The 25,408-nt window shown below is 61.2% G+C and carries 23 protein-coding genes; 6 read left to right on the top strand and 17 right to left on the bottom strand.

Translation table 11 applies throughout. The features are described 5' to 3' along the window. Window positions 1-60: 60 nt before the first annotated feature. The 4 genes from AQS8620_RS03315 to AQS8620_RS03300 are packed head-to-tail and all read right to left on the bottom strand — an operon-like array spanning window position 61 to window position 4,249. Window positions 61-1,332, bottom strand: a complete 1,272-nt coding sequence (locus tag AQS8620_RS03315) for an ABC transporter substrate-binding protein (protein WP_085835433.1) — start codon at window positions 1,330-1,332, stop codon at window positions 61-63. 27 nt (window positions 1,333-1,359) lie between these two features. Further along, a complete protein-coding gene (locus AQS8620_RS03310) occupies window positions 1,360-2,469 on the bottom strand; it encodes an ABC transporter ATP-binding protein (RefSeq protein ID WP_085835432.1) in 1,110 nt (369 codons plus the stop codon). A 1-nt stretch (window position 2,470) separates the two neighbouring features. After that, entirely contained in the window at window positions 2,471-3,367 is an 897-nt protein-coding gene (locus AQS8620_RS03305) for a carbohydrate ABC transporter permease (protein ID WP_085835431.1), read from the bottom strand. Window positions 3,368-3,370: 3 nt separating this feature from the next. Beyond that, a complete protein-coding gene (locus tag AQS8620_RS03300) occupies window positions 3,371-4,249 on the bottom strand; it encodes a carbohydrate ABC transporter permease (protein WP_200809586.1) in 879 nt (292 codons plus the stop codon). A gap of 235 nt (window positions 4,250-4,484) precedes the next feature. Between AQS8620_RS03300 and AQS8620_RS03295 the strand changes: the two genes are divergently transcribed. Next, entirely contained in the window at window positions 4,485-5,405 is a 921-nt protein-coding gene (locus AQS8620_RS03295) for an AraC family transcriptional regulator (RefSeq protein WP_085835625.1), read from the top strand. A gap of 41 nt (window positions 5,406-5,446) precedes the next feature. On the opposite strand, the gene AQS8620_RS03290 is transcribed toward AQS8620_RS03295, so the two are convergent. The 8 genes from AQS8620_RS03290 to modA form a co-directional block, all read right to left on the bottom strand. Next, window positions 5,447-5,779 (bottom strand): cupin domain-containing protein, encoded by a 333-nt coding sequence (locus AQS8620_RS03290; RefSeq protein WP_085835429.1) that lies wholly within the window; start codon window positions 5,777-5,779, stop codon window positions 5,447-5,449. 58 nt (window positions 5,780-5,837) lie between these two features. Next, window positions 5,838-6,587 (bottom strand): FadR/GntR family transcriptional regulator, encoded by a 750-nt coding sequence (locus AQS8620_RS03285; protein ID WP_234990362.1) that lies wholly within the window; start codon window positions 6,585-6,587, stop codon window positions 5,838-5,840. A 98-nt stretch (window positions 6,588-6,685) separates the two neighbouring features. Next, window positions 6,686-9,154: a beta-glucosidase gene (locus tag AQS8620_RS03280; protein ID WP_085835427.1), complete on the bottom strand. Its 2,469-nt coding sequence runs from the start codon at window positions 9,152-9,154 to the stop codon at window positions 6,686-6,688. Window positions 9,155-9,266: 112 nt separating this feature from the next. Continuing rightward, window positions 9,267-10,307: a 5-oxoprolinase subunit C family protein gene (locus tag AQS8620_RS03275; RefSeq protein WP_085835426.1), complete on the bottom strand. Its 1,041-nt coding sequence runs from the start codon at window positions 10,305-10,307 to the stop codon at window positions 9,267-9,269. Continuing rightward, window positions 10,304-11,035, bottom strand: coding sequence for a 5-oxoprolinase subunit PxpB (gene pxpB / locus AQS8620_RS03270; protein WP_085835425.1), 732 nt, complete (start codon window positions 11,033-11,035; stop codon window positions 10,304-10,306). Before pxpB ends, AQS8620_RS03275 begins: the two co-directional genes overlap by 4 nt. Next, complete coding sequence (gene modC, locus AQS8620_RS03265; RefSeq protein WP_085835624.1) at window positions 11,032-12,156, bottom strand: molybdenum ABC transporter ATP-binding protein; 1,125 nt, start codon at window positions 12,154-12,156, stop codon at window positions 11,032-11,034. Before modC ends, pxpB begins: the two co-directional genes overlap by 4 nt. Further along, entirely contained in the window at window positions 12,153-12,845 is a 693-nt protein-coding gene (gene modB, locus AQS8620_RS03260) for a molybdate ABC transporter permease subunit (protein ID WP_085835623.1), read from the bottom strand. Before modB ends, modC begins: the two co-directional genes overlap by 4 nt. A gap of 2 nt (window positions 12,846-12,847) precedes the next feature. Next, window positions 12,848-13,615, bottom strand: coding sequence for a molybdate ABC transporter substrate-binding protein (gene modA / locus AQS8620_RS03255; protein ID WP_085835424.1), 768 nt, complete (start codon window positions 13,613-13,615; stop codon window positions 12,848-12,850). A gap of 290 nt (window positions 13,616-13,905) precedes the next feature. On the opposite strand from modA, the gene AQS8620_RS03250 reads away from it, so the two are divergent. Beyond that, window positions 13,906-14,610, top strand: a complete 705-nt coding sequence (locus tag AQS8620_RS03250) for a TetR family transcriptional regulator (RefSeq protein ID WP_159453189.1) — start codon at window positions 13,906-13,908, stop codon at window positions 14,608-14,610. 34 nt (window positions 14,611-14,644) lie between these two features. On the opposite strand, the gene AQS8620_RS03245 is transcribed toward AQS8620_RS03250, so the two are convergent. Further along, window positions 14,645-16,393: a sugar phosphorylase gene (locus tag AQS8620_RS03245; protein ID WP_085835422.1), complete on the bottom strand. Its 1,749-nt coding sequence runs from the start codon at window positions 16,391-16,393 to the stop codon at window positions 14,645-14,647. 316 nt (window positions 16,394-16,709) lie between these two features. On the opposite strand from AQS8620_RS03245, the gene AQS8620_RS03235 reads away from it, so the two are divergent. After that, window positions 16,710-17,324, top strand: coding sequence for a VOC family protein (locus AQS8620_RS03235; RefSeq protein WP_085835420.1), 615 nt, complete (start codon window positions 16,710-16,712; stop codon window positions 17,322-17,324). Here AQS8620_RS03235 and AQS8620_RS03230 read toward each other — a convergent pair whose 3' ends face one another. Beyond that, on the bottom strand, window positions 17,325-18,104 hold the full coding sequence (locus tag AQS8620_RS03230; protein WP_085835622.1) for a DeoR/GlpR family DNA-binding transcription regulator: 780 nt from the start codon (window positions 18,102-18,104) through the stop codon (window positions 17,325-17,327). A 213-nt stretch (window positions 18,105-18,317) separates the two neighbouring features. On the opposite strand from AQS8620_RS03230, the gene glpD reads away from it, so the two are divergent. Together glpD and glpK are read left to right on the top strand one after the other, a co-directional pair. Then, a complete protein-coding gene (glpD, locus tag AQS8620_RS03225; protein ID WP_234990361.1) occupies window positions 18,318-19,919 on the top strand; it encodes a glycerol-3-phosphate dehydrogenase in 1,602 nt (533 codons plus the stop codon). A gap of 80 nt (window positions 19,920-19,999) precedes the next feature. Then, a complete protein-coding gene (gene glpK / locus AQS8620_RS03220) occupies window positions 20,000-21,490 on the top strand; it encodes a glycerol kinase GlpK (RefSeq protein WP_085835419.1) in 1,491 nt (496 codons plus the stop codon). 36 nt (window positions 21,491-21,526) lie between these two features. Here the strand turns inward: glpK and uxuA are convergent, their stop codons facing one another. The 3 genes from uxuA to AQS8620_RS03205 form a co-directional block, all read right to left on the bottom strand. After that, on the bottom strand, window positions 21,527-22,687 hold the full coding sequence (gene uxuA / locus AQS8620_RS03215; protein WP_085835418.1) for a mannonate dehydratase: 1,161 nt from the start codon (window positions 22,685-22,687) through the stop codon (window positions 21,527-21,529). A gap of 43 nt (window positions 22,688-22,730) precedes the next feature. Next, window positions 22,731-23,468, bottom strand: coding sequence for an FCD domain-containing protein (locus AQS8620_RS03210; protein ID WP_085835417.1), 738 nt, complete (start codon window positions 23,466-23,468; stop codon window positions 22,731-22,733). Window positions 23,469-23,615: 147 nt separating this feature from the next. Next, window positions 23,616-24,596, bottom strand: coding sequence for a TRAP transporter substrate-binding protein (locus AQS8620_RS03205; protein WP_085835416.1), 981 nt, complete (start codon window positions 24,594-24,596; stop codon window positions 23,616-23,618). A gap of 308 nt (window positions 24,597-24,904) precedes the next feature. On the opposite strand from AQS8620_RS03205, the gene AQS8620_RS03195 reads away from it, so the two are divergent. Then, entirely contained in the window at window positions 24,905-25,408 is a 504-nt protein-coding gene (locus AQS8620_RS03195) for a TRAP transporter small permease (RefSeq protein WP_085835414.1), read from the top strand.

The following is a 25,408-nucleotide window of genomic DNA, read 5'->3' as shown; positions in this document are numbered from 1 at the left end:
CCGTGAGAGCCTGAATTGAAAGGGCAGGGCGCGCCGTCCTGGCCGCGCCCTGCGATGCGCCTAGCTGTCGAAGCCTTTGAGCACCTTGTTCACACCGTCGATGATGACCTCGGCGGCCTCGTCGCTTTGGATCATGCCATAGGCGTATTCCTCGAGCGTGTCGGAAAAGATCGACATGACTTCGGGGTGCTCGTTGAAGGGCGACAGGGTCGGGCCACTGGCGGCCATGACGATGGCGTTGGCTTCCAGAATCTCCGGCGCGATCATGCCCGCGTCGGTCAGGCGGTCAAAGGCCGTCTGCGAGGCGGGCAGGCCGCGCGTGTCTTTGAGCGCATCGATGCCTTCGGGTTCGTTGAGCATACAGTTGATGATCTGCGCGGCGGCTTGGGGGTTTTTGGTGTTTTTGGAAATCGCGAACAGCATCGAGGCCTTGCGATAAATTCCGTCACTGACCGCATCCGCGAATTTGATCGGTTTGGTCGCCGTCAACACTTCGCCCTCGTCAAGCGGATCGGAAAATTTGAAGAACGTCGTGTCCCACTCATAGGAGCCGACGATCTTGCCACTGGCCCAATCGCGTTTCTCGTAAAGATACTGGTTGCCCGCTGCGGCTTCCTGTTCGATGGAATTCATCGCCTTTTTCTCGACCATTTCGCCGTAAAAATCGATGGCTTTGGTCAGATCCTCGACCGACCAGGCAACGCGGTTGGTGTCGGGATCAACCAGATCCTGTCCGGTTTTCTGCGTCATGTAGAGCGTCGCCAAAAGGCGCGCGCCGTCCAGCCCCGCGTTGTAAAGATAGTGGTCCTCCCCCATTTTTTCACGCAGCGCGGCGGCGGTGGCAAAAAACTCTTCCCACGTCGTGGGCAGGGGCAGTCCGGCGTCTTCCATCGTGGTGGTGTTGAAAAAGAACACACGTCCGGTGGTCGAAATCGACAGCCCGTTCAACTTGCCCTTGATGTCGGTCGCGGCCAGTTCCTCGGCGGACCACTGGCTGAGGTCGATGGTTTCGGAGAGGCTGTTGAGGTCGTAAAACCCTTCGCCGTCCTGCGAAAACAGCGGAAGCCATGGCCAGTTGACCTGCATGATGTCAGGCTCTGTGCCGCCCGCCATCTGGGTGGTCAGCTTTTCCAGATAGCCGCTGAATCCGGTGAATTCGGGGGCAACCGTGTGGCCGTATTTTTCGCCGCACAGTTTCAGCGCCTCCTGGGTGGCGATGTGGCGGCTGTCTCCGCCCCACCACGACATGCGCAGATCGGCGGCGGTGGCGGCCCCTGTGAGGGCCGAAGTGGCCAGCGCAAAGGCCAGCGTGGATTTTATCAGGTTTTTCATGTCGGGAACGCTCCTCCGTGTTCCGGTTCAGCCCTGCGCAAGCAGGGACACATTCTGCCCGCTCTCGCGGTCGAAGATATGGACCCATTCCGCGTCGGGACGCAGATGGACCACCGATGCGCCCTCCCCGAGCGCCTCGAATTCGGCAGCACTCACCACCACCGTGATTTGCGTGCCATCCAGAAGGGCGTGGACATAGACCTCATGGCCCATGAACTCGACCGAGCGGATTGTGGCCTTTAGGCCGGTGCCTTCGGGCACCAGCCGCAGATGCTGGGGGCGGATGCCCAAAGCGGCCTGCCGCGGGCGCGCGCCCAGCCGTGCCAGCAGCGCCGCATCAAGCGCGATGGACTGCCCTTTGGTGTGGAATTCATTGCCCTGCACCGCGCCCTCGATGATGTTCATCTCGGGACTGCCGATGAAGGTTGCGACAAACAGGTTGGCGGGTTTGTTGTAGAGTTCCTTGGGGGTCGCGACCTGCATGATGTGACCCGATTGCATGACGCAGATGCGGTCACCCATCGTCATCGCTTCGGTTTGGTCGTGGGTCACATAGACCACGGTCGAGGACATGCCTTCGGCCTTGAGACGCTTGTGCAGATCGGTGATGCGCACCCGCATCGAGGCACGCAATTTGGCGTCCAGGTTCGACAGAGGCTCATCAAACAGGAACACTTCGGGCTTTTTGATCAGCGCGCGCCCCAAGGCCACTCGCTGGGCCTGACCACCCGAAAGCTGTTTGGGCAGGCGGTCCAAAAGCGGCTCGATTTCAAGGATACGCGCGACATCTGCGGTAGCCTTGGCAATTTCCGCCTTGGATTTGCGTTGCAGGCGCAGACCGAAGGACAGGTTCGAGCGCACTTTCATATGCGGGTAAAGCGCGTAGTTTTGAAACACCATCGCGATGTCGCGCTTGCCCGGTTGCAGGGCATTGACGATGCGATCCCCGATCCGGATTTCACCGCCCGTGACATCCTCAAGTCCCGCAATCATGCGCAGCGTGGTGGATTTGGCGCAGCCGGAGGGGCCGACGAGGACCATGAACTCGCCATCCTTGACCTCAAGGTTGATCCCATGGACGGCCTTGAAGCCGCCACCGTAGGTTTTTTCCAGATTGTTCAGAGACAGATGTGCCATTTTATCCTTTGACCCCCCCTGTGGAGATCCCTTCGATGAAGTATTTTTGCGAGAAGAAGAACACGATCAGCGCGGGTAGAATTGTCAGGACAGACATGGCGAGAATGCGGTTCCACTCGAAGGCTTCGGTGGTGTCGATCGATAGTTTCAGCGCAAGGCTGACGGGGTATTTATCCACCGACGAAATATAGATCAGCGGGCCGAGGAAATCGTTCATGGTCCACATGAACTGGAACAGGCAGACGGAAATCAACGCAGGTCCAAGCATCGGAACGACGATAAAAATCAAGGTTTGCCAACTGTTTGCGCCATCAACACGCGCTGCTTCTTCCATATCGCCCGGGATGGCGCGCAGGAATTGCACCAGCATGAAGACAAAGAACGCATCGCCCGCCAGCGCCGAAGGCACCCAGAGCGGCAGAAAACTGTCGAGCCAGCCAAGGTCGCGAAACAACAGGTATTGCGGGATGCGCGTCACCACATTTGGCAGCAACAGGATGGCGATGACGGAACCGAACAGAAGTTTCTTGAACGGAAATTCAAAGCGCGCGAACCCGTAGGCCACCATCGTGCAGGAAATCGCCGTGCCGATGGTTTTGGGTAGGATGATCAGGAAGGAATTCCAGAAAAACCGCCCGAATGTATAGGCCGTCGAGGTTTCCCAGCCTTTGATATAGCCCTCGGCGGTCGGATCTTTGGGGATGAACCCGGGATTGGCGAAAATCTCGCTGTTGGTTTTGAAGGATGCGCCCACCAGCCAGATCAGCGGGTAGAGCATCAAAAGCCCCACCGAAAACAGGATGATGTAGCGCAGAACCATGGAAATTCGTGCGGCGCGTCGTTGTCGCCTTTGGGCAAGATGCGCGGCGCTCAGGGCGGTTGTTTGTGTCTGTGTCATCGCTCAATTCCGCTTGTCGCCGGCGTAATAGACCCATTTTTTCGAGGACCAGAAGGCCAGGAGGGTCAACGCCATGATGATGACGAACAGCACCCACGCGATCGCAGAGGCATAGCCCATGTCGAACCGCTTGAAGGCTTCGTCGTAGATATAGAGAGGCAGCAGGTAGGTGGACTTCAGCGGGCCGCCCTGCGTGATGATGTAGGGTCCGTTGAATTCCTGGAACGCTTGCACCATCTGCATGATAAGGTTGAAGAAAATCACCGGTGTGATCAGCGGAATGGTGATGAAGATAAAGCTGTGCGCCTTGCTTGCGCCATCGATTGCGGCCGCCTCGTAGAGCGATTTATCGACCGATTGAAGGGCTGCGAGAAAGATCACCATGGCCGATCCGAATTGCCAGCAGCGCAACAAGGTGATGGTGAACAGCGCGTTTTGGGGGTCGCCGAACCAGTTGACGGCCTCGAACCCGAGCCCTGTCAGCATCATATTCACAAGGCCCTCGCCTGCGAAAATATAGCGCCAAAGCACCGCAATCGCGATGGAGCCGCCCAGGATGGAAGGCACGTAAAACGCGGTGCGGAAAAAGTTGATGAACCGCAGGCGGTAGTTCAGGATGTAGGCAATGAACAGCGCAAAGGCGAGCTTGAGCGGTACGGTGATGAACACATACAGCAGCGTCACCGTCAGCGATTTGCGAAAGGTCCGGTCGCTGGTGAACAGCTCGATGTAATTGGACAGGCCCGACCATTTGGGCGAACTCATCAGGTTGTAATCGGTAAAGCTCAGGTAAAACGAGACGCCAAAGGGGATCATCGTAAAGACGAGCAGGCCGATAATATAAGGGCTGAGATAGGCCAGCCCGAGCAGTCGTTGCCGCATCATCATGCCTCTCGCTCGGGGCTGCGCGGCCTGCCCGATGGGCGGTCCGATACGCGGGTGCTGTTGAAATCGGTCACTCTGTCCTCCCCTGACGCAATGCTTGCAGCGCAAGTATCGCATATTGCCTTGGCACAAGCGTCCTCCTCACGCTTGAACCCACCCTGCATTTGCAGTTGTATGATGAATTATGATCACAGTGCAGGCTGTGAATGAAGGGACAAGGACGGGGAAAAAGATGGACGAAATAGAAGGTGGTGTTTTGGCCCGTATTCCGCCCGGAGCGTTGTCACTGACCCTGACCCGTTCCACCATTCGCATGCAGCACTCGCCAACCTGGCGGGTTGATAAGGCCAATCCGGTGGAAGATCTGATGATCGCGCTGGAGGGGCGGGGGGAGTATCTCGTCGGGGGCGAGCGGTTTTCTCTGGAACCGGGGGAAGCCTTCCTCGCGCCGCGCGGGCAGCGCTTTGAAGGGTGGACGCAGACCTCGAGCTATCTCGGGCTGGCCCAGCATTTCACCCTCGATATCTACGGAAAACACGATCTGATTGCGCAAATGAACCTCAAGCGCAAAGTGAAACTCAGTCGTTGGGACGAATTGAAACCCCTGATCTGGCACTACCGTCAAAGCGCGCCGCCGCATTCCGTGACCTTGCAGCAGCACCACATGTTCATGGTGGTGTTGCTTGCTTTTCTCGAAGATGCCTTTGATGGCTGGAAAAAAGATACGGGATATCAACTAGAAGGCGGTGCTGCGATCGACTTTGCGGTGATGAAAGCCGCGTCGAAGATTTCCACCTCGCCCTTGGTAGACGGGCTTTCAGAGCAGGTCCTGCACGAGGCTCCGTATAATCGCGATTATTTTTTGCGCGCCTTTCGGGACCGCATTGGCCGCACGCCGCGCCAATATCAGGAATTTTGCCGCATGGAGCGCGCCATGCATCTGTTGGAAACCGGAAAGTCCGTTTCCGTCACCGCCAGCGATGTCGGGTTTTCCGATCCCTATTATTTTTCGCGCGCCTTCAAGCGGGTGATCGGCTGTAGCCCGCGCAAACATATGCAAAAGGTCAAGCGATCGCGTGACGGGCGTTTGATGGCGCTGGACGAAGACGCGCAACGCGCTGCATTGGCGCAGTCGGACGCGGGAAAAAGGTGACCTACGGTCAGCGCCCTGAAAATCACCCAAATCGGGTAAATTTACAGAAAATCGTCGCGGCGCGGCGCGAAGCTGTCAATCAACTGGCCCGCCTCCAGACATTCACAGCCATGTTCCGCGTTCGACGGAATCACAAAGCTGTCGCCCGCGCTGACGTCAAAGGCCGCGCCCTCAAGGAAAAACCGGAAACGCCCGCTGTGCACATAGGTCGACTGCACGTGCGGATGCTGGTGTAGGGCGCCTTTTGCGCCTGTTTCAAAGCAAAAAGAGACCATCATCAATTCCGGCGACTCCGACAGCACCTGGCGCAACACGCCCGTGTCGGGAGACGTGGTGGGAAAGCTGCGTAGCGGCGCGCGGGGCTCGGTGGTCATTGGAAGGGTCCTGTGCTAAAAAATGTCGCGCTCATGTTGTCTGACAAATTTTGCGAAGTCAACCGGGCGTATTGGAACCGCGCAGAAGCGCGCGGTAGCGCGACTGGCTGCCCTTCAAATGATGGCGCATGGCGTCGCGGGCCGCCGCTTCGTTTCCTTCCAAAATGGCGGCAACGATCTGCTCGTGCTCGGCGTCGATCACTTTGAGATAGGTCTGGGACGCGCGCTCGTTGGTGCCCTCGTTCAGGGCGCGGCGCGGAATCACACTTGGACCGATCATCGACAGGAATTCGCGAAACCGCGGGTTGTTGGTCGCATCGGCAATCGCGAGATGCAGGGCGAAATCCGCCTGCGATGTCGGCGCGCCCGCTTTGGCCAAATTCCCCAAATCGCGGTAGCAGTCGATGATGTTTTCTTCCTGCGAGGGCGAGCGGCGCGTCGCGGCAAGGGCGGCGGCTTCGACCTCGACGGCCGTGCGCAGTTCGAGCAGCTCGATCATGGAGGAAATGCGCACGAAGTCTATGTTTTGAAACGGTAAATCATGACTTTGAGGCGGGTCCAGCACGAAAATGCCTGCCCCTTGGCGGGGCTCGACGAGGCGGTCGGCGCGCAGGGCGGCAATGGCTTCGCGCACCACCGTGCGGCTGACGTCGAATTCGCGGGTCAACTGCGCTTCGCTGGGCAAACGGTTTCCCGGTTGGTAGGTGCCGCTTTCGATCTGCGCGCGCAGCGCATCGCGGACGGTCACGACCAGCGTCTTGCCGGCGGTTTTATGCGGGGTCGATTTGTTCGATGTCGTCGCGCTCACGCGTTTGCCTGCCTTGCTGTCTCTCGTGCACATCGCTGGGTGCACGAGATATATGACATGTTTGGCGCGCCTTTGTCCATCGCGGCGCGCTTTGCGCGCTATACCGCCGCGACCAAGGCGGTGTCGCGTGTGACGGTGATCCGCGTTTCGATCCTGTCAGACGACTGCCCGAGGCAAAGGTCATAGGCGCCCTGACTGATTTGCCACGCCTGATCCTCAACGCTGAACCACGCGAAATCGCGCGCGCTCAGGGACAGGGTGACTTCCTGCGCCGCGCCCGCATCTAGGCTGACTTTCGCAAAGGCTTTCAACTCGCTTTTGGGGCGGCTGACGGGGGCATCTTGGGGCGCAACATAGAGCTGGACAACGGTCGTGCCGGCGGCTTTCCCGATGTTGCTAAGCGTCACCGTGACGCTCAAATCGCCGGTTTCCTCGAAACGATCTGCGCTGATGCGCGCCTCCCCAAGGCGGAACTCCGTGTAGCCAAGCCCATGACCAAAGGAGAAAAGGGGTTCAATATCATGGCGTTGATGATGGCGATAGCCGATCTCGAGCTGTTCATCGTAGCGGATGTGCCCCTCGACACCGGGGTAGGCAAGCGCGCCTGCGCCCATGGTGGGCGCATCCGCCAGACGGCGCGGAAAACTTTGCGCCAGCCGTCCGCGCGGCTCGGCCGCGCCGCTCAGAACATCGGCAATCGCATGGCCCGCCTCTTGTCCGCCGTACCATGCCTGAACCACCCCATCGACCGCGTCGATCCACGGCATTTCCACCGGCCCGCCGGTTTGCAAGAGCACCACCGTGCGTTTGGCTTTGGCGGCAACAGCGCGGATAAGATCATCCTGCAATCCGGGCAGGGACATCGAGGGCAAATCCCAGCCTTCCGTGTCCCATTCTGCCGAACGCCCGACGCAAAGCACCGCGACATCGGCCTGCGCCGCAAGATCGGCCGCCGCGTCGATTTCGGCCTGTCCCATCACCTTGCCAATGCCGATTCCATACCCGAAGACAAGCAGGTTGTGGTAATCACACGTATGGAAATCCATCTCGATCTCGTAAGATTTCCCTTTTTCCAGAATAACTTCGCTCGTAACAGGATCGCAGCCTTCCTCAAAGAAAGTCGTGCCGCGTTCCCAGCTGTCCCAGGCGTCGATCACCGGCGCGCCGTCCAGGCGTAGCTTGGCGCGCCCAGCGACATGCAGGCCAATCCGGTGGGTGCCGCTTTCTTCGGGCGTGAAGGTGCCGCGCAGGCGCAGGGAAAAGCGCATCGGATCGACCTTGCCGCCGCCCGGTTTGCCGAGCAGGAATTGCTCCGTCGCCTCGATGGTGTCGCGATGGGCCGGATCGCCCGACAGGTCAAGGTTGTCATACCAATCGACGGTAAACTCGCCCGTAAGCGTGGGTTCGAACCGGTGGTTGGTACAGCCCGTGGCATGGGTGATCGCCTGCGCTCCGAGCGCTTGGGTGAGCCCCTCGAGCGGTGACACCAGGCGATGGGCGTTGAGTTGCGCCGAGCCACCGCCCATGCAGCGCGCCGTGGCCGCATTGGGGCCGATCAGCGCAACTTTTGTCCCCGGCGCCAAGGGCAGCACCGCCTCGTTTTTCAACAAAACCATGCCATCGGCACCGGCTTCACGGATCAGGGCGCGCGTGGTCTCGCGCTCGACCGCCTGCTCGTTCAAGGTGCCATCGCCGTCCATCGCGCCCGTGCGCTCCATCAGGCGCAGCACGTTCAGCGCGGCGCGGCGCACCAGTTCGGCGGGAAGATCGCCCCGCTCGACCGCTGCCACAACATCCGCACCGCGAAAGCGTGTCGGCCCCGGCATTTCCAGATCCAGTCCCGCGCGCAGTGTTTTATCGCCGTTGTGCGAGCCGTACCAATCGGACATCACAAGCCCCGAATAGCCCCATTGCTGGCGCAGCACCGTTTGCAAAAGCCAGTCATGATCAGAGGTGAAGGTGCCGTTCAGCCGGTTGTAGCTGGTCATGATGCCCCAGACGCCCGCCTCTTTGACAGCCCGCTCGAAGGGCACGAGGTAAAGTTCGCGCAAGCTGCGCTCATCCACATCCGAAGAGACGGTCGTGCGTTGAATTTCGCTTTCATTGCCGACGAAATGTTTGATCGTCGCGGAAATACCGGCCGCTTGCAGACCTTGGACATAGGCAACGGCCAAAGCGCCCGTCAGCTGCGGGTCCTCGGAATAGCATTCGAAATTGCGCCCGTTCAGCGGGCCGCGTTGCAGGTTGACCGTCGGGGCCAACAGCACATGGGCGCTTTTGTCTTTGACCTCCTCGGCAAGCGCGCCGCCGATCCGTTTCAGCAGATCAGGGTTCCATGTCGCGCCAAGGGCGATGCCCACCGGAAAGGCCGCCGATTTGACGCCGCCGGTCAAATTGCCCGCGCCGCGCGCTCCGTTGGGACCATCGGTGACGCGCAACCGGCCGATCGAGAGGCGCTCGATGGGGTTGATGGACCAGATGTCTTGACCGGCAAGCAGGCTGACCTGTTCTGCAAGAGTGAGCTGGTCAACAAGCGTGTCGCAGCGCGCAGCGGTGGGTGTCGTCATGGGAACCTCGGATGGATGTCTCAAATGTTTCCGCTAACATGAAACGCGCCGCGGGGCAGGGTCAAGCGCCGCAAGGTGCGCGGGTGCACAGTCGGCTGAGGATGCAATCGGGTCAGCTGTCGGGGGGCGAGAGGACAGCATCGGGGTCGAAAATCCCCCCCACAAGCTCTTGGGACAGCAAGAAAGCGCTGCTGAGATCGCGGCGGATTTTGGGGCGCAGCGTCGCGAAAAGACGGTGTTCTCTTGCGCGCGCCGCGATGGCGATGTCTTCGGCGCTGTCGCGGTCGATGATCTGGAACCGCACCTGTGCGCCAACGGCCATTTGTGCAAGGCGCGGCAAATCGGCACTGATCACAGTGGCGATTTTGGGATAGCCGCCGGTTGTCTGGCTTTCGGCAAGCAAAACGATGGGCTTGCCGGAGGCGGGCACTTGAAGGACACCTGCCACAGTCCCGTCGGACACGATATCGTGTCCGGCCGGCGCCACGAGGGGCGGGCCATCCAGCACCATTGCCATCCGGTCGCGCTGGGGTGTGACGATAAATACCGCCTCCCTCAGACGTTCCAGCGCCTCGGGGGCAAATTGCCGGTCCTGGGGGCCAAGCACAAGGCGGATCGGGCCGCTGTCCGGGGCGGTCTGCGCCCCGGGCGCGAGACAGGGGGAATCCTCGGACGCGGGGCCAAGCACAAGCTGGTCGCCCGCGCGCAGGCACCGCCCCGCCACGCCGCCCAGCCCGGTGCGCAAATGGGTGGCGCGCGCCCCCAGCACGCAAGGCACGTCAATGCCGCCCGCCAGCGCGAGATAGCCCCAAACCGCGTCCGACATCGCCCCGATGCGCAGCGTCTCGCCCGCGCGCAAAACATGGGACTCATAGGCGGGCAGCTGTCGCGCGCCGATGCGAATGTCGCAGGCCCCGCCCGTGACGGCAAAGCGCAGATCGCGTGAGGTCGCAAAGCTGCCGCCCAGCCCCGCAAATTCCAGCAGCGCCGCAGCGGGTGCATTGGCGCAAAGCGCATTGGCCAGCCGGGCCGCAGGCGCATCGACGGCACCCGCGCAGGACACGCCGAACTGGCGAAGCCCCGCGCGGCCCAGATCCTGCACGCTTACCAGCGGACCGGCAGAGAGGACGCTCAGGCGGGCTTGTGCACTCATGGCTGGGGCTCGGGCAGGGGGGCGTCGGGCATGGCGGCGCGCGCGGCAATGTCCTGGCCCTCGCGCGCGCTCACGGGGATAAAGCGGATGCGATCGCCTGCGGCAAACAGAAAGGGGCGGGCGCGATCGGGATCAAAACTGCGCCACGGTGTCTGGCCGATGTAGCGCCAGCCCGAGGGACCCGCGACGGAATTGATGCTGGCCTGCTGGCCGCCAATCCCGATTGCGCCGGCGGGAACCCATTGGCGCGGGGTGGCAAGGCGCGGCGCATGAAGCTGCTCGGGCAAGCCGCCCAGATAGGCAAACCCGGGGGCAAAGCCGATCATGTAGACACGGTATTCGACGCTGCAATGCAAGGCGATCAGCGCCTGTTCGCTCAGGCCCTTGTCGCGCGCCAGCGGGGCAAGGTCGCAGCCGGTCTCCGCGCCGTAGACCACCGGAACATGCCACAAAGCGCCTGATTGGGGAGCGTTTTCGGGCGCGCCGAGGGGCGCGCGCAGGCGCTCGTTCAGCGCCGTTTCCAAGGTCGCGCCACGGATGACATGCGGGTCGTAGGACACCAGAACCGCGCGATAGGTGGGGACAACATCCACCACGCCGGTGATCGGGTTCTGGGCCAAATCGTAGGACAAAGCACGGGCGCGGGCGTTGAGAGCGGCGTCGATCCGCTCGCCAAATTCCACGCTAAGCGCGGTGTCCCCGAGCGGGCGCAGGCGCGGATAGGTCATGGGGTGGCCCTGGGCTTTGGGGGCGCGCCGAGCTGCAATTCCTCGCGCGCCAGGGCGACGGATTTCACCACCGCAAAGACGTCCATTCCCAGTTCGAGGCCGAGAAGCCGCACCGAGCGGCGGGTGAGGCGCGCCAACAGCGGCGTGCCACCCAGATCCAGCGTCACGAGCGCCGTGTGGGAGGACGCGCCCCCCTCGCGGGCGGCGGCTGTGTCGATCCGGCGAAGGGTCGCGGGCAGGATGTTGAGCGCCGATAGCCCTTGGGGAGGGGTGCGCGCGATCATCACGTCGCGCGCCCGAATGCGCAGCCGAAGCGGGGTTCCCACCGGATGGGGCAGGCGCGGCAGGAACAGCGGGCCCGCGCCGCAGGTGAGTTGCGACAGCCCGTCCGGCGCATCGCCGGTGAGGGTCGCGCGGATCACCGCGCCCACGTCATCGCGCGCCAGATGCTGCGCCAGATCCGGGTCGCTCAGCACCTCTTCGACGGGGCCGCAGGCGGTGACCTGACCGTTGTCCAGCATCACCAGCGTCTGTGCCAGTCGCAGGACTTCTTCCAGTGCATGGCTGACGTAAAGCATCGGAAGCCCGTAGGTTGCGAGGGCATCGAGATAGGGCAACACTTCGGCTTTTCGCGCCGCATCAAGGGCCGCAAGCGGTTCATCCAAAAGCAAAATATCAGGCCCCGAGAGAAGCGCGCGACCGATTGCCACGCGGGATTTTTCTCCGCCTGACAGGTCGCGCGGGCGGCGCTCGAGCAGGGTTTCCAGACCCAAAAGCGCGGTGATGTCATCAAACTGTCCTGCGCTGCGTCTGCGGTGATGCCCAAAGCACAGGTTGGCGCGCACGCTCAGATGGGGAAACAGCCGCGCGTCCTGAAACACATAGCCGATGCGGCGTTTGTGCGGGGCGATGCGCAGGCCCGCCGGACTGTCGTCAAGCACACGGCCGTTCAGCGAAATCTGCGCGAGATCGGGGCGCGACAGGCCGGCGATTGCCTCGATAACACTGGTTTTCCCGGCCCCCGAGGGACCGAACAGCGCCGTGACCCCCGCAGGCGCCTCGAAGCCGACATCAAGGGTAAAGGCGGCGCGGACCTGACGCAGGCGGATGGACAGGCTCATGCGCCGCTGACCCGTCTGGCCACCGCACGCGCCGCCCATTCCGACAGGACAAGCGCGGCGACGGCGATGGCAATGGCGATGGCAACCAGCCGCAGGACGGCCGCCTCGCCACCGGGGATTTGCAGCGCCGTGTAGATCGCGGTTGGCAAGGTGCGTGTCTCGCCGGCGATGTTGGAGACAAAGGTGATCGTGGCACCGAATTCGCCAAAGGCTTTGGCAAAGCCGATGACGGCGGCCGTGAGCACGCCGGGCGTGACCAGCGGCAGGGTGATGCGCGCAAAAACCTGCCACGGCGCGGCCCCCAGGGTGAGGGCGGCACGTTCGAGTTTGGGGTCCACCGCCTCGATGGACAGGCGGATCGCACGCACCATCAGCGGAAAGGCCATGATCCCCGCCGCCAAAGCTGCGCCCGTCCAGCGAAAGGCAAAGGTGATGCCGATCCCGGCAAAGGCTTTGCCCAGCGGTGCCTGCGTGCCAAACACCAGCAACAAAAGGTAGCCCGTGACCACCGGTGGCAGGATCAGCGGCAGGTGGACAAGGGTGTTCACCAGCGTTTTGCCGATAAAATCGACCCGCGCCAGCAGGTAGGCGGTGGCGAGGGCCAGCGGCAATGTCAGCAGCGTTGCAAGGCTGGACACCTTGAGCGACAGCGCGACCGCCTGCCAATCCTGCGGACCCAGACCAAACACCGTCACGGCGCGCCGCGCAGGGGGGTGAACCCCGCCTCGGTGAATATCCGGCCTGCGGTGTCAGTGGTAAGCGCCGACAAAAGGGCGGATGCGAGAGGGGTCGCGCGGGCGGTCAGGGCGGCGGGGTAGGTGATGGGATCATGGGTTTGCGGGGCAAACTGCGCGACGACATGAAGCGCGAGCTGTGCATCGTGCGCGGCGCGCGCGTCCGAGCCGTAAAGAATGCCAAAGGGGGCTTCGCCCTGCGCGACAAGGGCCATCGCCGCGCGAACATTGTCGCTTTCCACGACATCGCCCGCCAGCGCGTCCCACAGGCCCAGACTGATCAGGGCTTGTTTGCCATAGATGCCCGCAGGGACCGAGCCGGTTAACCCCATCGCGATCCGCGCCGCGGCGGGTTTCGCCCCGAGCACCGCCCGGGCGTCCAGATCGGTGTCGCCGCCCGCGCCATGCGCGACCAGCACCAAAGTGTTGCCGAGCAGATCCATGCGGCTGTCGGGTTGCAGCGCGCCCGCGGCCTCGAGCACATCCATCCACGCGCTATTGGCCGAGAGAAACAGATCCGCAGGTGCGCCGTTCTGGATTTGACGGGCCAGCGTGGCCGAGCCTGCGTAAGACACGGCGACCTGTGCGCCTGTTTCGCTTTGCCAGGTCTCGACCACGCGGTCCAGGGCCCCGCGCAGGCTTGCGGCGGCAAAGACCGTCACATCGGCTGCCCGCACAGTATGGGGCAGCACGAGACCCAGAAGGATCGCTAAAATCAGGCGCATGAGAACCTCAAACCGACATATATGCGTGGCTCCGACGGGGTCGCCGCGAAAAAACAGCGCGCAGACATCGGGTGCGCGCGGTGCTTTGGCGTCAAGGATAGAGCCATGCCCGCGCCCCGCAAGCGCTAATTCAAAAGGTGCAAGTCCGTGGCGTGCAACGCCGCAACGCAGTATTTAAACAATTGTTCAATTGCGCTAACTGTCGCAAACTCCACACAAAGGCCGTGGGAGTTGCCTTGGATTGCGGCTGTGTGCGCCGTGATTTTACAGAGTGTATGAGGAGAGAACCAATGTCGCTTCAGTCGCAGGACATGAAAATTTCACCCGATGGTGCCGTGGCACAGAGCCCCTTGAAAAAGGGCGAACAAGCGCGGATCACGATTTTGGAAGCGACGCGGGAGTTGGTTGCGTTGAAGGGGCCGCACGCGACGACGGTGCGCGACATTACCGAAGCGTCGGGCGCCAATGTCGCTGCGGTGAATTATTATTTCCACTCCAAAGAGGAATTGGTGCGTCAGGCCATGACCTCGATCACCGACGCGCTGAACGCGGCGCGCCTCGCGCGGTTGCGCAGCTATGAGGTCGCCGCTCAGGGTCAGGCGCTGGCCCCTGAGGATATTTTGCGTGCCCTGATCGAACCCGTGGCGGAGGTGTCGCGCGCGCGCGATGGCGGCAGTCTTTATCTGCGCATGATTTACCAGATGCGCATCAATCCGCAGGACCGGTTTGCGCAGGAAGCCTTTGATCGCAACGATCACGTGGCGCAGGCGTTTCTCGACGCGATGGGTAAAACCTTTGCGAAGGTGTCGCGCGAGGAGATTATCTGGCGATACGAATTTGCGCGCGGGGCGTCGATCCACATGCTCGCGGATCTTGACCCGCTGGTGCGGCGGATGGAAACGCTCGGACATGGGGCGGTGTCCACCTCCAAGACCCTTTCGCCAGAGGTGTTCACCCGCGTCATCGCCCTGTTGATGGGCGGGTTTGCCGCCTGATCAAAAGCGGCTGGGGGGCGGTGCGGGACCGCCCCTAGCGGGCGCGGTTTGAAATCCAGCGACATTGGTAGGGCGCAAAGGTGATCGCCCCTGTCTCCACAGAAACCGCCTCGTTCGACAACAGATCTATCCAGTTTTCGCCGTCGATCATATTGATCGAAATCACCGGCAGGCTGACGGTTTCGCCGGTCATGTTGTGCAGCGCAAAGATCGACTGGTCGCGATCAAGGCTCTGACGCCAGATCCCGAAAATCTTGTCGCCAAGCTGCATCGTGAACTGCGTCGCATTGGGGTGAAACGCCTTTTGGGCGGTTCGGATCGAAATCCGCCGCTTCAATTCGCCCAGCACCTGCGCGTGGACGGTTTGCGGATCGTCGAGCGCGGAGCGCAACTGCGCATAGTCCCAGCGGTAGCGGTTGATGGCGCGATTCGCGCCGCTTTTCTCGACCCCTTCCTGGTCATTGGGCGTGGCGATCAGCGAATGGATGTAGAAGGCGGGGATACCTTCGAGGGACATCACAATGGTTTGCGAGGCAAAAAACCGCTCGACCTGAAACGCGTCGGGGCCGGCAACGGTCCCTTTGAGCGCATCAAAATAGGTGCAGTTCAGCTCATAGGGCCGCTCGCCCCCACCGGGCAGCGCGCGCATCGACACCCGCCCGCCAAAATCGCGGATCGCGGCGATCATCCCGTCCAGATCGTCGTCCGACAACAGGCCCTCGGCGCCGCGCACCCCGATCCCGTCATGGGAGGCGGAAAAGTTCAGATAGGCGCAGCCCAGTTGCGCAGGCGGCATCCGCATCACCCATTTGTTCAAATGCGCCGAGGTGCCCGTCAAAAGCCCGTGCAGCAACAGCGGCGGCAGGGAGAAATTGTAGACCGCATGCGCTTCGTTGCGGTTGCCGAAATAGCTGAGGTTCTCGGTGTTGGGCACGTTGGTTTCGGTCAGCAACACCACCCGTTCCTCTGCATAATCGCACAGCAGGCGCATCAGCCGCACGATGGCGTGGGTCTGGGGCAGGTGGATGCAGGAAGTGCCGATTTCCTTCCAGACAAAGGCCACGGCGTCGAGGCGGACAATGCGCACCCCGTTGTCGATATGCAGCCGCATGATGCGCAGAAACTCGAACAGGACTTCGGGATTGCGAAAATCCACATCGACCTGATCATGGCTGAAGGTACACCAGACGTGGCGTGTGCCATTGGCCGTTTCGACCTCGCGCAGCAGCGGGGAGGTGCGCGGGCGCACCACCGAGGACAGATCGTCCTGCGGCGTGGCTTCGAAAAAGAATTTGTCAAAGGGTTCGTGGCCTTGGCGGTATTCCGTAAACCACGTCGACAGGCTCGACACATGGTTGAGCACCAGATCGGACATCAGTTTGAATTCCGCGCCGATGCGCTGGATGTCTTCCCAATCGCCCAAGGCGGAATTCACCGCCCGATAATCCGTAACCGCAAAGCCGTCATCGGAAGTGTAGGGAAAGAACGGCAGGATATGGACGCCTTTTACAACGCCGCTCAGGTAGCGTTCAAGAAAATCACGCAACAAATCCAGCGGCTTGTGTTGGCCATCCACCAGCGAGTTGCCGTAGGTGATGACCAAGGTGTCCTTTTCGCTCCACAGGCTGTTGCCCGGGACGCGCGCCCGTGAGCGCATGACCGCGCCTTGCGGCCAAAAGGCCTCGATCGCGGCGGTGGTCAGGGCCGATCTGTCCTGATCGGGATAAATTTGCGCAAGCAAAGCGCCGAGGCGTTCGCGGATTTTCGAGGCCGGTTTGTCCATAAGTTATGTTACCTTCTGCTCCCTTAACCTTTCAATCGCTGGGGCGCAGGTTCAAGGGAGGCGCGCCGATCAGGGCCTCCAATGCGCCGGTTGGCGTGCGCTTTGGAGGTTTTGCAAGTTTTTTGGGCGCCGGGGCGTGCGGTTGTGCGGCTTGGGCCGATCGCGCGGCGCGCAAGGGGATGCTATGCAGGGTCTCATGCGCTTGCTCTGGGGCCGATGCCCCCTTACATGAGAGCGCAAACATGGCATCGCGCGATGCTCCTCCCATCGGCCCGCCCCGCAAGCGGCGGGTCTCACACGAAAGCGACTGCCGAACATGATCCCGATTCTTGCCGTTCAAAATGTAGACGCGGCCTGTGACCAGCTTGTCGAGGTGTTCGGTTTTGCGCGGATCGAGGCAGGGCTGCTTGCCTTCGGGGATCAACAGGTTTTCGTCGCCAAAGCCGGCGCGCTGCCCGAGGGGAGCGTTGCGCAGGGGCTTGATCACCTCGCGCTGCGCGTGCCCGATGTCGACGGTTTGCAAGCCCGCGTGACCCGGGCGGGGGGCGTTGTGTCGCAACAGTTCACCCCCGACGGCCCGCGGGAAATTGCGGCGTTCTGGGGCGGGGTGCGCTTTGTCTTTTTTGACGGGCCGGAAGGCTGGCCGATCGAATTTTGCATGCGCCGCGATGGCTCGATCACCGAGCAGGGGCACGATCACTACGGTATTCGCTGCGTTGATGTGGCACAAACCGCCGCCGATCTGGCGCAAAAATTTGCGCCAACGCAGGTCGCGGCCGTGCATCTGTTGGCGGGCACGCCCCCCGTCGATGTGCGCTTTCTGGCTGCGGGGGCGCAGATGTTTGAACTGTTTGACGAGCCACAGGTCCGCGCGCCGCAGGCAGGGGCGGGCTGGGTCGGTTTTCTACCGGTCGAAACGGCGCGCGCTTGATCAGCGCGTCTGGTCCCAAGCCCTCGCGCAATGCACGGCCACACCCCAATCCGCGCAGCGCGCACCAAGCGCGTCGGGCAGCGGGCGGTCGGTAAAAAGCGCCTCGACCTGCGCGAGGGACGCAATGCGCGCGGGCGCTGATCTTGCGATTTTTGAATGATCCGCGACCAGAAAAACGCGCCGCGCGTGGCGCATGATGGTTTGGCTGACGCCCACCTCGCGAATATCGAAATCAAGCAGATCACCGTCCTCGTCGAGCGCCGAGCAGCCGATGATGGCCAGATCGAACTTGAATCGGGCGATGGTTTCCGTTGTCAGCGTGCCCACCAACCCGCCGTCCGAGCGCCGCAGGGTCCCGCCGGCGACATTGATTTCACAGCTCGCGTTGTCGACCAGAATATTGGCAACATTCATGTTGTTGGTCACCACCATCATGTTGCGATGGGCCAGTAATTCATGTGCGACAGCTTCGGTCGATGTGCCGATGCCGATGAACAGCGACGCATCCTCGGGGACGTGGCGCGCACAGATCCGCGCGATGTCCTGTTTTTCGCGCAGGTTCATCAGCCGCCGCTCTTCATACCCGATGTTCATCGTGCCCGAGGGCAAAATAGCTCCCCCGTGGACGCGTTCCAATCGCCCCGCATCCGCCAGATCGGACAGATCGCGGCGGATGGTTTGCAAGGTCACACCGAAATGCGATGCCAGCCCTTCGACCGTGACTTTGCCGTCACGGCGCGCAAGGTCGAGGATCTCGGGATGGCGCAGGGCTTGGGACATGATGGGTTCCTTTTCCCCTCGATAGCACGGGCGGCGTTCTGGAATAAATCCGAAAAATATTTGCGCAAAATACAGCCAAATCCGCAGCGACATGTTTTGAAAACGAACATTTGCGAAAATAGATGTTTTCTAATCTGATCGGTTTGGGTAAGTCGACATCAAGAGCGCGCGCCCTACCTTCCTTGGCGCGACGGATGTGTGAAAAGGTGCGAAATGGCTTTTGACCCTGAAATGACCCCGGCGATCGCGGGCAGCGCGCCCCAAAGCCCTCTCGATCTCTTTGTGATCGGTGGCGGGATCAACGGATGTGGCATTGCGCGCGATGCGGCGGGGCGCGGTTTAAGCGTTGCTTTGGCGGAAATGAATGACCTTGCCTCCGCGACCTCCTCGGCCTCCACCAAACTGTTCCACGGCGGTTTGCGCTATCTGGAATATTTCGAAGTCCGCTTGGTGCGCGAATCCCTGATCGAACGCGAAACCTTGCTGCGCGCCATGCCCCACATCAGCTGGCCGATGCGTTTTGTGCTTCCGGTGCACCGCGACATGCGCTTTGAAAGCACAACGCCGACATCGCGTCTGCTCAGCACGGTCATGCCCTGGATGAAGGGGCGGCGCCCGGCATGGCTGATCCGGTTTGGCCTGTTTTTATATGACAATCTTGGCGGGCGCAAAATTTTGCCCGCGACCAGCACCCTTGATCTGACCCGCGCGCCCGAGGGTGTGCCGCTTGATGACCGGTTTGAAAAAGCGTTTGAATATTCAGACGCCTGGGTCGAGGACGCGCGGCTTGTCGTGTTGAACGCAAGGGACGCCGAAGCGCGCGGCGCGCAGATCATGGTGCGCACCAAAGTGCTTGACGCCGTGCGTGAAGGCGATCTGTGGCGCATCGAAACCGACAGCAACGGCACGCGCGCCACGCATTATGCACGGATGCTTGTGAACGCCGCTGGCCCTTGGGTGGGCGATGTGATCCGTACGAAATTGGACCTGAACTCGCGCGAGGGCGTGCGGCTTGTGCGCGGCAGCCACATCGTCACCAAGCGGCTTTATGACCATGATAAATGCTATTTTTTCCAAGGCACCGACGGGCGGATCATTTTTTCGATCCCCTATGAGACGGATTTCACGCTGATCGGCACGACGGATGCGGACCACCAAACGCCGGATGAGAAACCCGTTTGCACCGAGGCAGAGCGTGACTATCTCTGCGCGTTTGCCAGCAACTATTTCAAGAAACCGGTGACGCCCCAGGACGTGGTCTGGAGCTATTCGGGGGTGCGGCCCCTCTATGATGATGGCGCAAGTTCGGCTGCGGCGGCGACCCGTGACTATACGCTAAAGGTCGACACCGATGGGGGCGCGCCGGTGTTGAACATCTTTGGCGGCAAGATCACCACCTATCGTAAACTCGCAGAACATGCGGTCGAAAAAATCGCGCAGCATCTTGAGGTGCGCAAACCGGATTGGACGGCGGGTGTCGCTCTTGCGGGGGGGGATTTTGCGGTCGGTGACGTTGACCTTCTGGTCGAACGGCTTGCAGCGGCCTATCCTTTCCTGAGCGCGCGGTGGGCGCGCCGCCTGATCCGCGCCTATGGCACCGAGGCAAATCTGATCCTTGGTACGGCAACGCAGGCAAGTGACCTTGGGCGCGACTTTGGCGCGAGCCTCTCGGAGGCGGAGGTGATCTGGCTGATGGATAAGGAATATGCACGCCATGCAGAGGACGTGGTCTGGCGGCGCAGCAAATTGGGCCTGCGCATGAGCGAGGATGAAATCGGCGCCGTCGAAGCGTTTATGGCGGCGCGACGGGCCTGAAAATATGGCCTGAAAATATGGCCTGAAAATACGGGCCTGAAGACAGGTTGCAAATGAAGATAGACGGGGGGAGTTGAAACATGGGTCATATTCTGGCGATTGATCAAGGTACCACATCAACGCGGGCGATTTTGTTCGACGCGCAAGCGCGGATCGTAGCCAAAGCGCAGGAAGAATTTGCGCAGCATTTTCCCGCCAGCGGCTGGGTCGAGCATGAGGCAGCCGACCTTTGGGCCAGTACGGCGGCGACCTGTCGGGCCGCAATCGAGCGTTCAGGCGTGCCGATTTCCGAGATCGCCGGTATCGGGATCACCAACCAGCGCGAAACGACGTTGATCTGGGATCGCAAAACCGGCCAGCCCTTGCATCGGGCCATCGTTTGGCAGGACCGCCGCACCTTTGATCTGTGCCGCAACCTTGTTGCGCAGGGTCACGGCGATACGGTCACCGCCCGCACGGGGTTGCTTTTGGATCCGTATTTTTCGGCCACCAAGCTGAAGTGGTTGTTGGACAATGTCGAGGGCGCGCGGGACAAGGCCGCGCGGGGCGAATTGGCCTTTGGCACCGTGGACACGTGGTTGATCTGGAAGCTGACAGGGGGCCGGGTACACGCGACAGACGCGACCAATGCGGCGCGCACCATGCTGTATGATATCCGCAAGGGCCGTTGGTCGCAGACCATGTGCGACATGCTGGATATCCCGATGACGGTGCTGCCTGAGGTGCGCGATTGCGCCTCCGATTTCGGCATGACGCGCGCGGACCTGTTCGGGCGCGAAATTCCGATCCTGGGCGTTGCGGGCGACCAACAGGCGGCGACCGTCGGTCAGGCCTGTTTTGAAACCGGTATGATGAAATCGACTTACGGCACGGGGTGTTTTGCGCTTTTGAACACGGGCGACACGCCGGTCGAATCGAAAAACCGTCTGCTGACGACCATCGCCTACCAGCTTGACGGGAAACCGACCTATGCGTTGGAAGGCTCCATCTTTGTGGCGGGGGCCGTGGTGCAATGGCTGCGCGACGGGTTGAAGATCATCCGCGATGCAGGCGAAACCCAGCCGCTGGCGGAAACAGCGGATGAGACGCAAAATGTTGTTCTTGTTCCGGCCTTTACCGGCCTTGGGGCCCCCTATTGGAACGCGGAATGTCGCGGGGCGATTTTCGGGCTTACGCGCAATTCGGGACCGGCGGAACTGGCCCGCGCCGCCCTTGAAAGTGTTGCGTTCCAGACGCGGGATCTGGTCGATGCGATGCATGACGATTGGCAAAACAGTGGTGGTGGCCAGTCGGTGTTGCGGGTGGATGGTGGGATGTCGGCGAGCAATTTCGCGATGCAGTTTTTGTCTGACATGCTGGATGCGCCGGTGGATCGCCCGCAAATTACCGAGACGACCGCTTTGGGGGCTGCATGGCTTGCGGGGCATCGGGCGGGCGTCTGGCCCGATCAAGGCGAATTTGCGAAAACATGGGCGGTGGAGCGCGCCTTTACGCCCGCGATCGACCCGGATCTGCGCGCGCAAAAATACGCCGCGTGGCGGCGCGCTGTCGAGGCAACATTAAGCTTCTAACGATAAAAGGCCCTCCGATCCGGGGGGCCTTTTGCGTTACATCACCGATTTCAGGGCGCGTTCGATGCCGCGAATTTCGGCCATGCCGCGCAAGCGCCCGATCAGCGGATAGCCCGGAGCCGTCTTTCGGGTGTTGTCGTCCAGAATGGCGTGGCCGTGATCAGGACGAAAGGGCAGGGTCACGCCGCGCGCCGTTTCGACCTCAAGGGCCGCGCGCACAACCGCGACCATGTCCACATCGCCGTCAAGATGCGGCGCTTCGTGGAACGATAGCCCGTCCGCTTCGCGTTTGGTGGCGCGCAGGTGCAAAAAATGCGTGCGCGCGCCGTGTTTGCGCAGCATCGCCGGCAGATCGTTGTCGGGCAGAACGCCGTAGGAGCCTGTGCAAAACGTAAATCCGTTCGCGGGACTGTCGGAAATGTTGGCGATGAAATCCATGTCGGCGGCGGTGGAGACCACGCGCGGCAGGCCGAAAATCGGACGCGGCGGATCGTCGGGATGGATGGCAAGCACCACACCGCTTTCCTCACAGGCGGGCAGAACGGCCATCAGGAAGGCGCGCAGGTTGGCCCGCAATTCATCTGCACCGATGTCGGCATAGGCCTCCAGGCGGGTGTTAAAACTTTCGGGCGTATAGCTTTCTTCCGATCCCGGAAGACCGGCCAGAATTGTGCCAATCAGGGCCTCGCGCTGCGCGTTCGACATCTGCGCTGCGCGTTTGGCGGCTGCCTCGCGCAGGGCCGGTGCGTGGTCTGCTTTTGCGTTTTTGCGCTGGAGCACATGGATGTCGAAGGCAGCAAAATCGGTGGCGTCAAAGCGCAGGCAGCGCGCGCCATCGGGCAATTCGTACCACAGGTTGGTGCGGGTCCAATCCAGCACAGGCATGAAATTGTAGCACACGGTGGTGATGCCGCAGGCGCCAAGGTTGCGCACGGATTGTGCCCAGGCCTTGGCGTGTTGTTCCCAACCCGCGCTCGCGGTTTTGATGTCCTCATGGACCGGAATGCTTTCGACCACATCCCACGTCAGACCCGCCGCTTCGATCATGTCGCGCCGCGCGGTGATCTCTTCGATCGACCATACCGCGCCATTTTGCAGGTGGTGGAGGGCAGTGACAATGCCGCTGGCGCCTGCCTGACGGATGTCTTGCAGACTGATTGCGTCCTCGGGCCCAAACCAGCGCCATGTCTGTTTCACATCTGTCTCCGTATTGTTTTAAAGCAGTTTTCTGACTGCGAAATCAAATTGCAATCTTTGCACGGGGTGCAAAGAGGTAGCCGTCAAAAGCGGGATCATCCACATCCGACAGCGCCATCAACGTGTCGGACACATGGGTCAGGTGGTCCCACATGGCTTGACGCGCACGGTTGGAATCGCGCGCTTGCAGAGCGGCAAGAATTTCGTGGTGATCGTCCAGCCATTGGCGGCGATAGGTTTCGTCGAAAATCCGGTGATGCAGCTGTTCCCACATCCGGCTTTGACTGCGTTTGGCCCAGAGGTCTTCGACCATGCTGACCAAAACGCCGTTCTGGGTCGCTTCGGCGATCAGTCGGTGAAACCGCTCATCGCCGGAATAATCATCAGAGCCTGCCTCGATGTTGCGGCGTTCGCTTTCAAGCGCCTCACGCATCCGCGTCACGTCGGCCTTGGTCACCATCGCCGCGGCAAATCCCGCAACCGCACTTTCCAAAAGCTGCCGCGCTTGAAGCAATTCAAACGGGCCGATGTCGTCATGGTCGGGTTGGACTTCGCCCTCGGGGCTGCGGGTTAGATAGATGCCCGAACCTTTGCGAACCTGCACCGTTCCCTCGACTTCCAGCATGATCACCGCATCGCGCACCAATCCGCGGCTGACATTGAGCAATTCGGCAATCTGGCGCTCGGTCATCAACCGATCGCCCACGTTGAAACCCTGCGCAACGATATGGCGGCGCAATTCACGCGCGACATCCTGATAACGGCGGGCTTCATCGGTCATGCTTTGGTCTCCATCCCAATCCGTGCCGCGCGGGCACCGGGTCTTTTTATGTCCTCAGGACCAAGTTTGTCACAGCTCTCGCGCGTGCAACAGGGCTGGGGAAAGGTCCGGCCATGGGAGGATGGCCGGACCCACCATTGGGGGCGCTTAGTTCGCAGCCGCTTGAATGCGCGAAATCAGATCGGCGATTTCAGGGCTGGTCGCGGCGGTTTCCTCGATCATCGGTGCAACGGCTTCGATGAAGGGGGCTTTGTCCACTTCGACGACGGTCACGCCCATGTCGGCCTCGGCCTGGGCGAAGGTCTCGTCGACGATGCCCTGCCACTGGTCACGCTGGAAGGACATGGATTCCTTTGCCGCCGTGTCGAGGGCTGCTTTTTCATCGTCGCTCAGGCCGTCCCAGGCGCAGTTGGAGATCACGACAACCGAGGGCACCATCGTGTGCTCGTCGAGCGAGAAGAATTTGGCGACCTCGCCGTGACGCCCGGTGGTGAGCGCCGTGGGGTTGTTTTCAGCGCCATCGACCACGCCCTGCTGCAAGGCGGAGTAGAGTTCGCCCCAGGCGATGGGGGTGGGGTTGCCGCCAAGCAGTTCGACCATGCGGATCGCGGAGGGGCTGGGCTGAACGCGGATTTTCATGCCTTGCAGGTCGGCCGGGCTGTTGATCGGCTTTGAGGCGTAAAAGGAACGCGCGCCCTCGGTCAGGTAGGAAATGCCGCGAAAGCCGTTGTCGACGGACCCCGTCAACACTTCAGCGCCGATGTCGCCGTTGATGATCGACCAGAAATGCTCTTCGCTTTCAAACAGGAAGGGCAGGTTGAAGGCGGCGTATTCGGGGTAAAAGGCTTCCAGCTCGGAGGTGTTGGATTTTGCCATATCGAGCGAGCAGTTCTGCACCAGTTCCATCGACTCGCGCTGGTTGCCCAGCTGGCCGTTGGGGTAGATGCGGATTTTAAGGTCGCCATCGGTGAGTTCTTCGGCACGATCCGCCATAAGCTGCATGGCGATATGCAGGGGGTGATCGGGGGGGTTGTTGTGGCTCAGGCGCAGTGTTTTCGCATCAGCAGCGCTGCCCAGAGCGGCCAGAGCCGTCCCTGCAAGAATCAATGTACGTAGTGTTTTCGTCATTTAAGGTTCTCCTCCCTCGTAAACTTCGACGTGACGGGTATATCCTGACGGGCGGTCACGTCGTAAATTGGTTGACCGATTTTTGCCATTTTGGCGCCGGTGTGCCGCAATGAAGACCATTCAGACCCCAAACTTGTCAACCAGAAAATAAAATTGGTTGACCAATATTGCCGCGGGGGCCATGTTTGCCAAACTTCCGGCAGGCCTGCGTCAAGCTTGGTGATGTCGTGAATATTCCTTGAGGAGGGGGGCGCTATGAGAACACCGTGGGACATTCCATCACTCTATTTTTGTCGGGCAGGTGCGGCATGAAACGCATTCTGGAAGGCATTCAAGTCACGGTTATCGTGTCTGTTTTTGTTGTTCTCGTCGGCTGTGTCAGCTGGCAGGTGATCACGCGCTACGCGCTTGGCGTGCCCTCGACCGTGACGGATGAAATCGCACGCTTTCTCTTTATCTGGCTCGCACTGATCGGCGGTGCCTATACCTACGGGCAGGGGCGCCACCTTGCGATCGACGTGATTCCCATGATGATGACGGGCCGCGCGCGGTTGATCATCGAGGCCTGTATCACGCTGCTTGTCGCCTCTTTCGCGCTCTTCGTGATGATCTGGGGCGGCTATCAGCTGGTGTCGCGCACGCTGGACGCCGGGCAGATTTCGCCCTCGCTGCAAATTCCCATGGGTCTGGTCTATCTCGCCATTCCCTTTGCAGGGGTTGTGATCCTTGCCTATGCCGTTGTCGCGCTGATCGAGCTGGCACGTGGTCGCCTGCCGATGCAGCTGATCAACGATGCGCCTCCTGTAGAGTAA

Source organism: Aquimixticola soesokkakensis (genome assembly GCF_900172375.1).
GTDB classification, from domain to species: domain Bacteria; phylum Pseudomonadota; class Alphaproteobacteria; order Rhodobacterales; family Rhodobacteraceae; genus Aquimixticola; species Aquimixticola soesokkakensis.
This window is presented reverse-complemented; position numbering and strand designations above follow the sequence as displayed.

Excerpts from the sequence above, each read along its gene's own strand:
- AQS8620_RS03315 (WP_085835433.1), bottom strand. The coding sequence starts at position 1,332 with ATGAAAAACCTGATAAAATCCACGCTGGCCTTTGCGCTGGCCACTTCG.
- AQS8620_RS03310 (WP_085835432.1), bottom strand. The coding sequence starts at position 2,469 with ATGGCACATCTGTCTCTGAACAATCTGGAAAAAACCTACGGTGGCGGC.
- AQS8620_RS03305 (WP_085835431.1), bottom strand. The coding sequence starts at position 3,367 with ATGACACAGACACAAACAACCGCCCTGAGCGCCGCGCATCTTGCCCAA.
- AQS8620_RS03300 (WP_200809586.1), bottom strand. The coding sequence starts at position 4,249 with ATGCGGCAACGACTGCTCGGGCTGGCCTATCTCAGCCCTTATATTATC.
- AQS8620_RS03295 (WP_085835625.1), top strand. The coding sequence starts at position 4,485 with ATGGACGAAATAGAAGGTGGTGTTTTGGCCCGTATTCCGCCCGGAGCG.
- AQS8620_RS03290 (WP_085835429.1), bottom strand. The coding sequence starts at position 5,779 with ATGACCACCGAGCCCCGCGCGCCGCTACGCAGCTTTCCCACCACGTCT.
- AQS8620_RS03280 (WP_085835427.1), bottom strand. The coding sequence starts at position 9,154 with ATGACGACACCCACCGCTGCGCGCTGCGACACGCTTGTTGACCAGCTC.
- AQS8620_RS03275 (WP_085835426.1), bottom strand. The coding sequence starts at position 10,307 with ATGAGTGCACAAGCCCGCCTGAGCGTCCTCTCTGCCGGTCCGCTGGTA.
- pxpB (WP_085835425.1), bottom strand. The coding sequence starts at position 11,035 with ATGACCTATCCGCGCCTGCGCCCGCTCGGGGACACCGCGCTTAGCGTG.
- modC (WP_085835624.1), bottom strand. The coding sequence starts at position 12,156 with ATGAGCCTGTCCATCCGCCTGCGTCAGGTCCGCGCCGCCTTTACCCTT.
- modA (WP_085835424.1), bottom strand. The coding sequence starts at position 13,615 with ATGCGCCTGATTTTAGCGATCCTTCTGGGTCTCGTGCTGCCCCATACT.
- AQS8620_RS03250 (WP_159453189.1), top strand. The coding sequence starts at position 13,906 with ATGTCGCTTCAGTCGCAGGACATGAAAATTTCACCCGATGGTGCCGTG.
- AQS8620_RS03245 (WP_085835422.1), bottom strand. The coding sequence starts at position 16,393 with ATGGACAAACCGGCCTCGAAAATCCGCGAACGCCTCGGCGCTTTGCTT.
- AQS8620_RS03235 (WP_085835420.1), top strand. The coding sequence starts at position 16,710 with ATGATCCCGATTCTTGCCGTTCAAAATGTAGACGCGGCCTGTGACCAG.
- AQS8620_RS03230 (WP_085835622.1), bottom strand. The coding sequence starts at position 18,104 with ATGTCCCAAGCCCTGCGCCATCCCGAGATCCTCGACCTTGCGCGCCGT.
- glpD (WP_234990361.1), top strand. The coding sequence starts at position 18,318 with ATGGCTTTTGACCCTGAAATGACCCCGGCGATCGCGGGCAGCGCGCCC.
- glpK (WP_085835419.1), top strand. The coding sequence starts at position 20,000 with ATGGGTCATATTCTGGCGATTGATCAAGGTACCACATCAACGCGGGCG.
- AQS8620_RS03210 (WP_085835417.1), bottom strand. The coding sequence starts at position 23,468 with ATGACCGATGAAGCCCGCCGTTATCAGGATGTCGCGCGTGAATTGCGC.
- AQS8620_RS03205 (WP_085835416.1), bottom strand. The coding sequence starts at position 24,596 with ATGACGAAAACACTACGTACATTGATTCTTGCAGGGACGGCTCTGGCC.
- AQS8620_RS03195 (WP_085835414.1), top strand. The coding sequence starts at position 24,905 with ATGAAACGCATTCTGGAAGGCATTCAAGTCACGGTTATCGTGTCTGTT.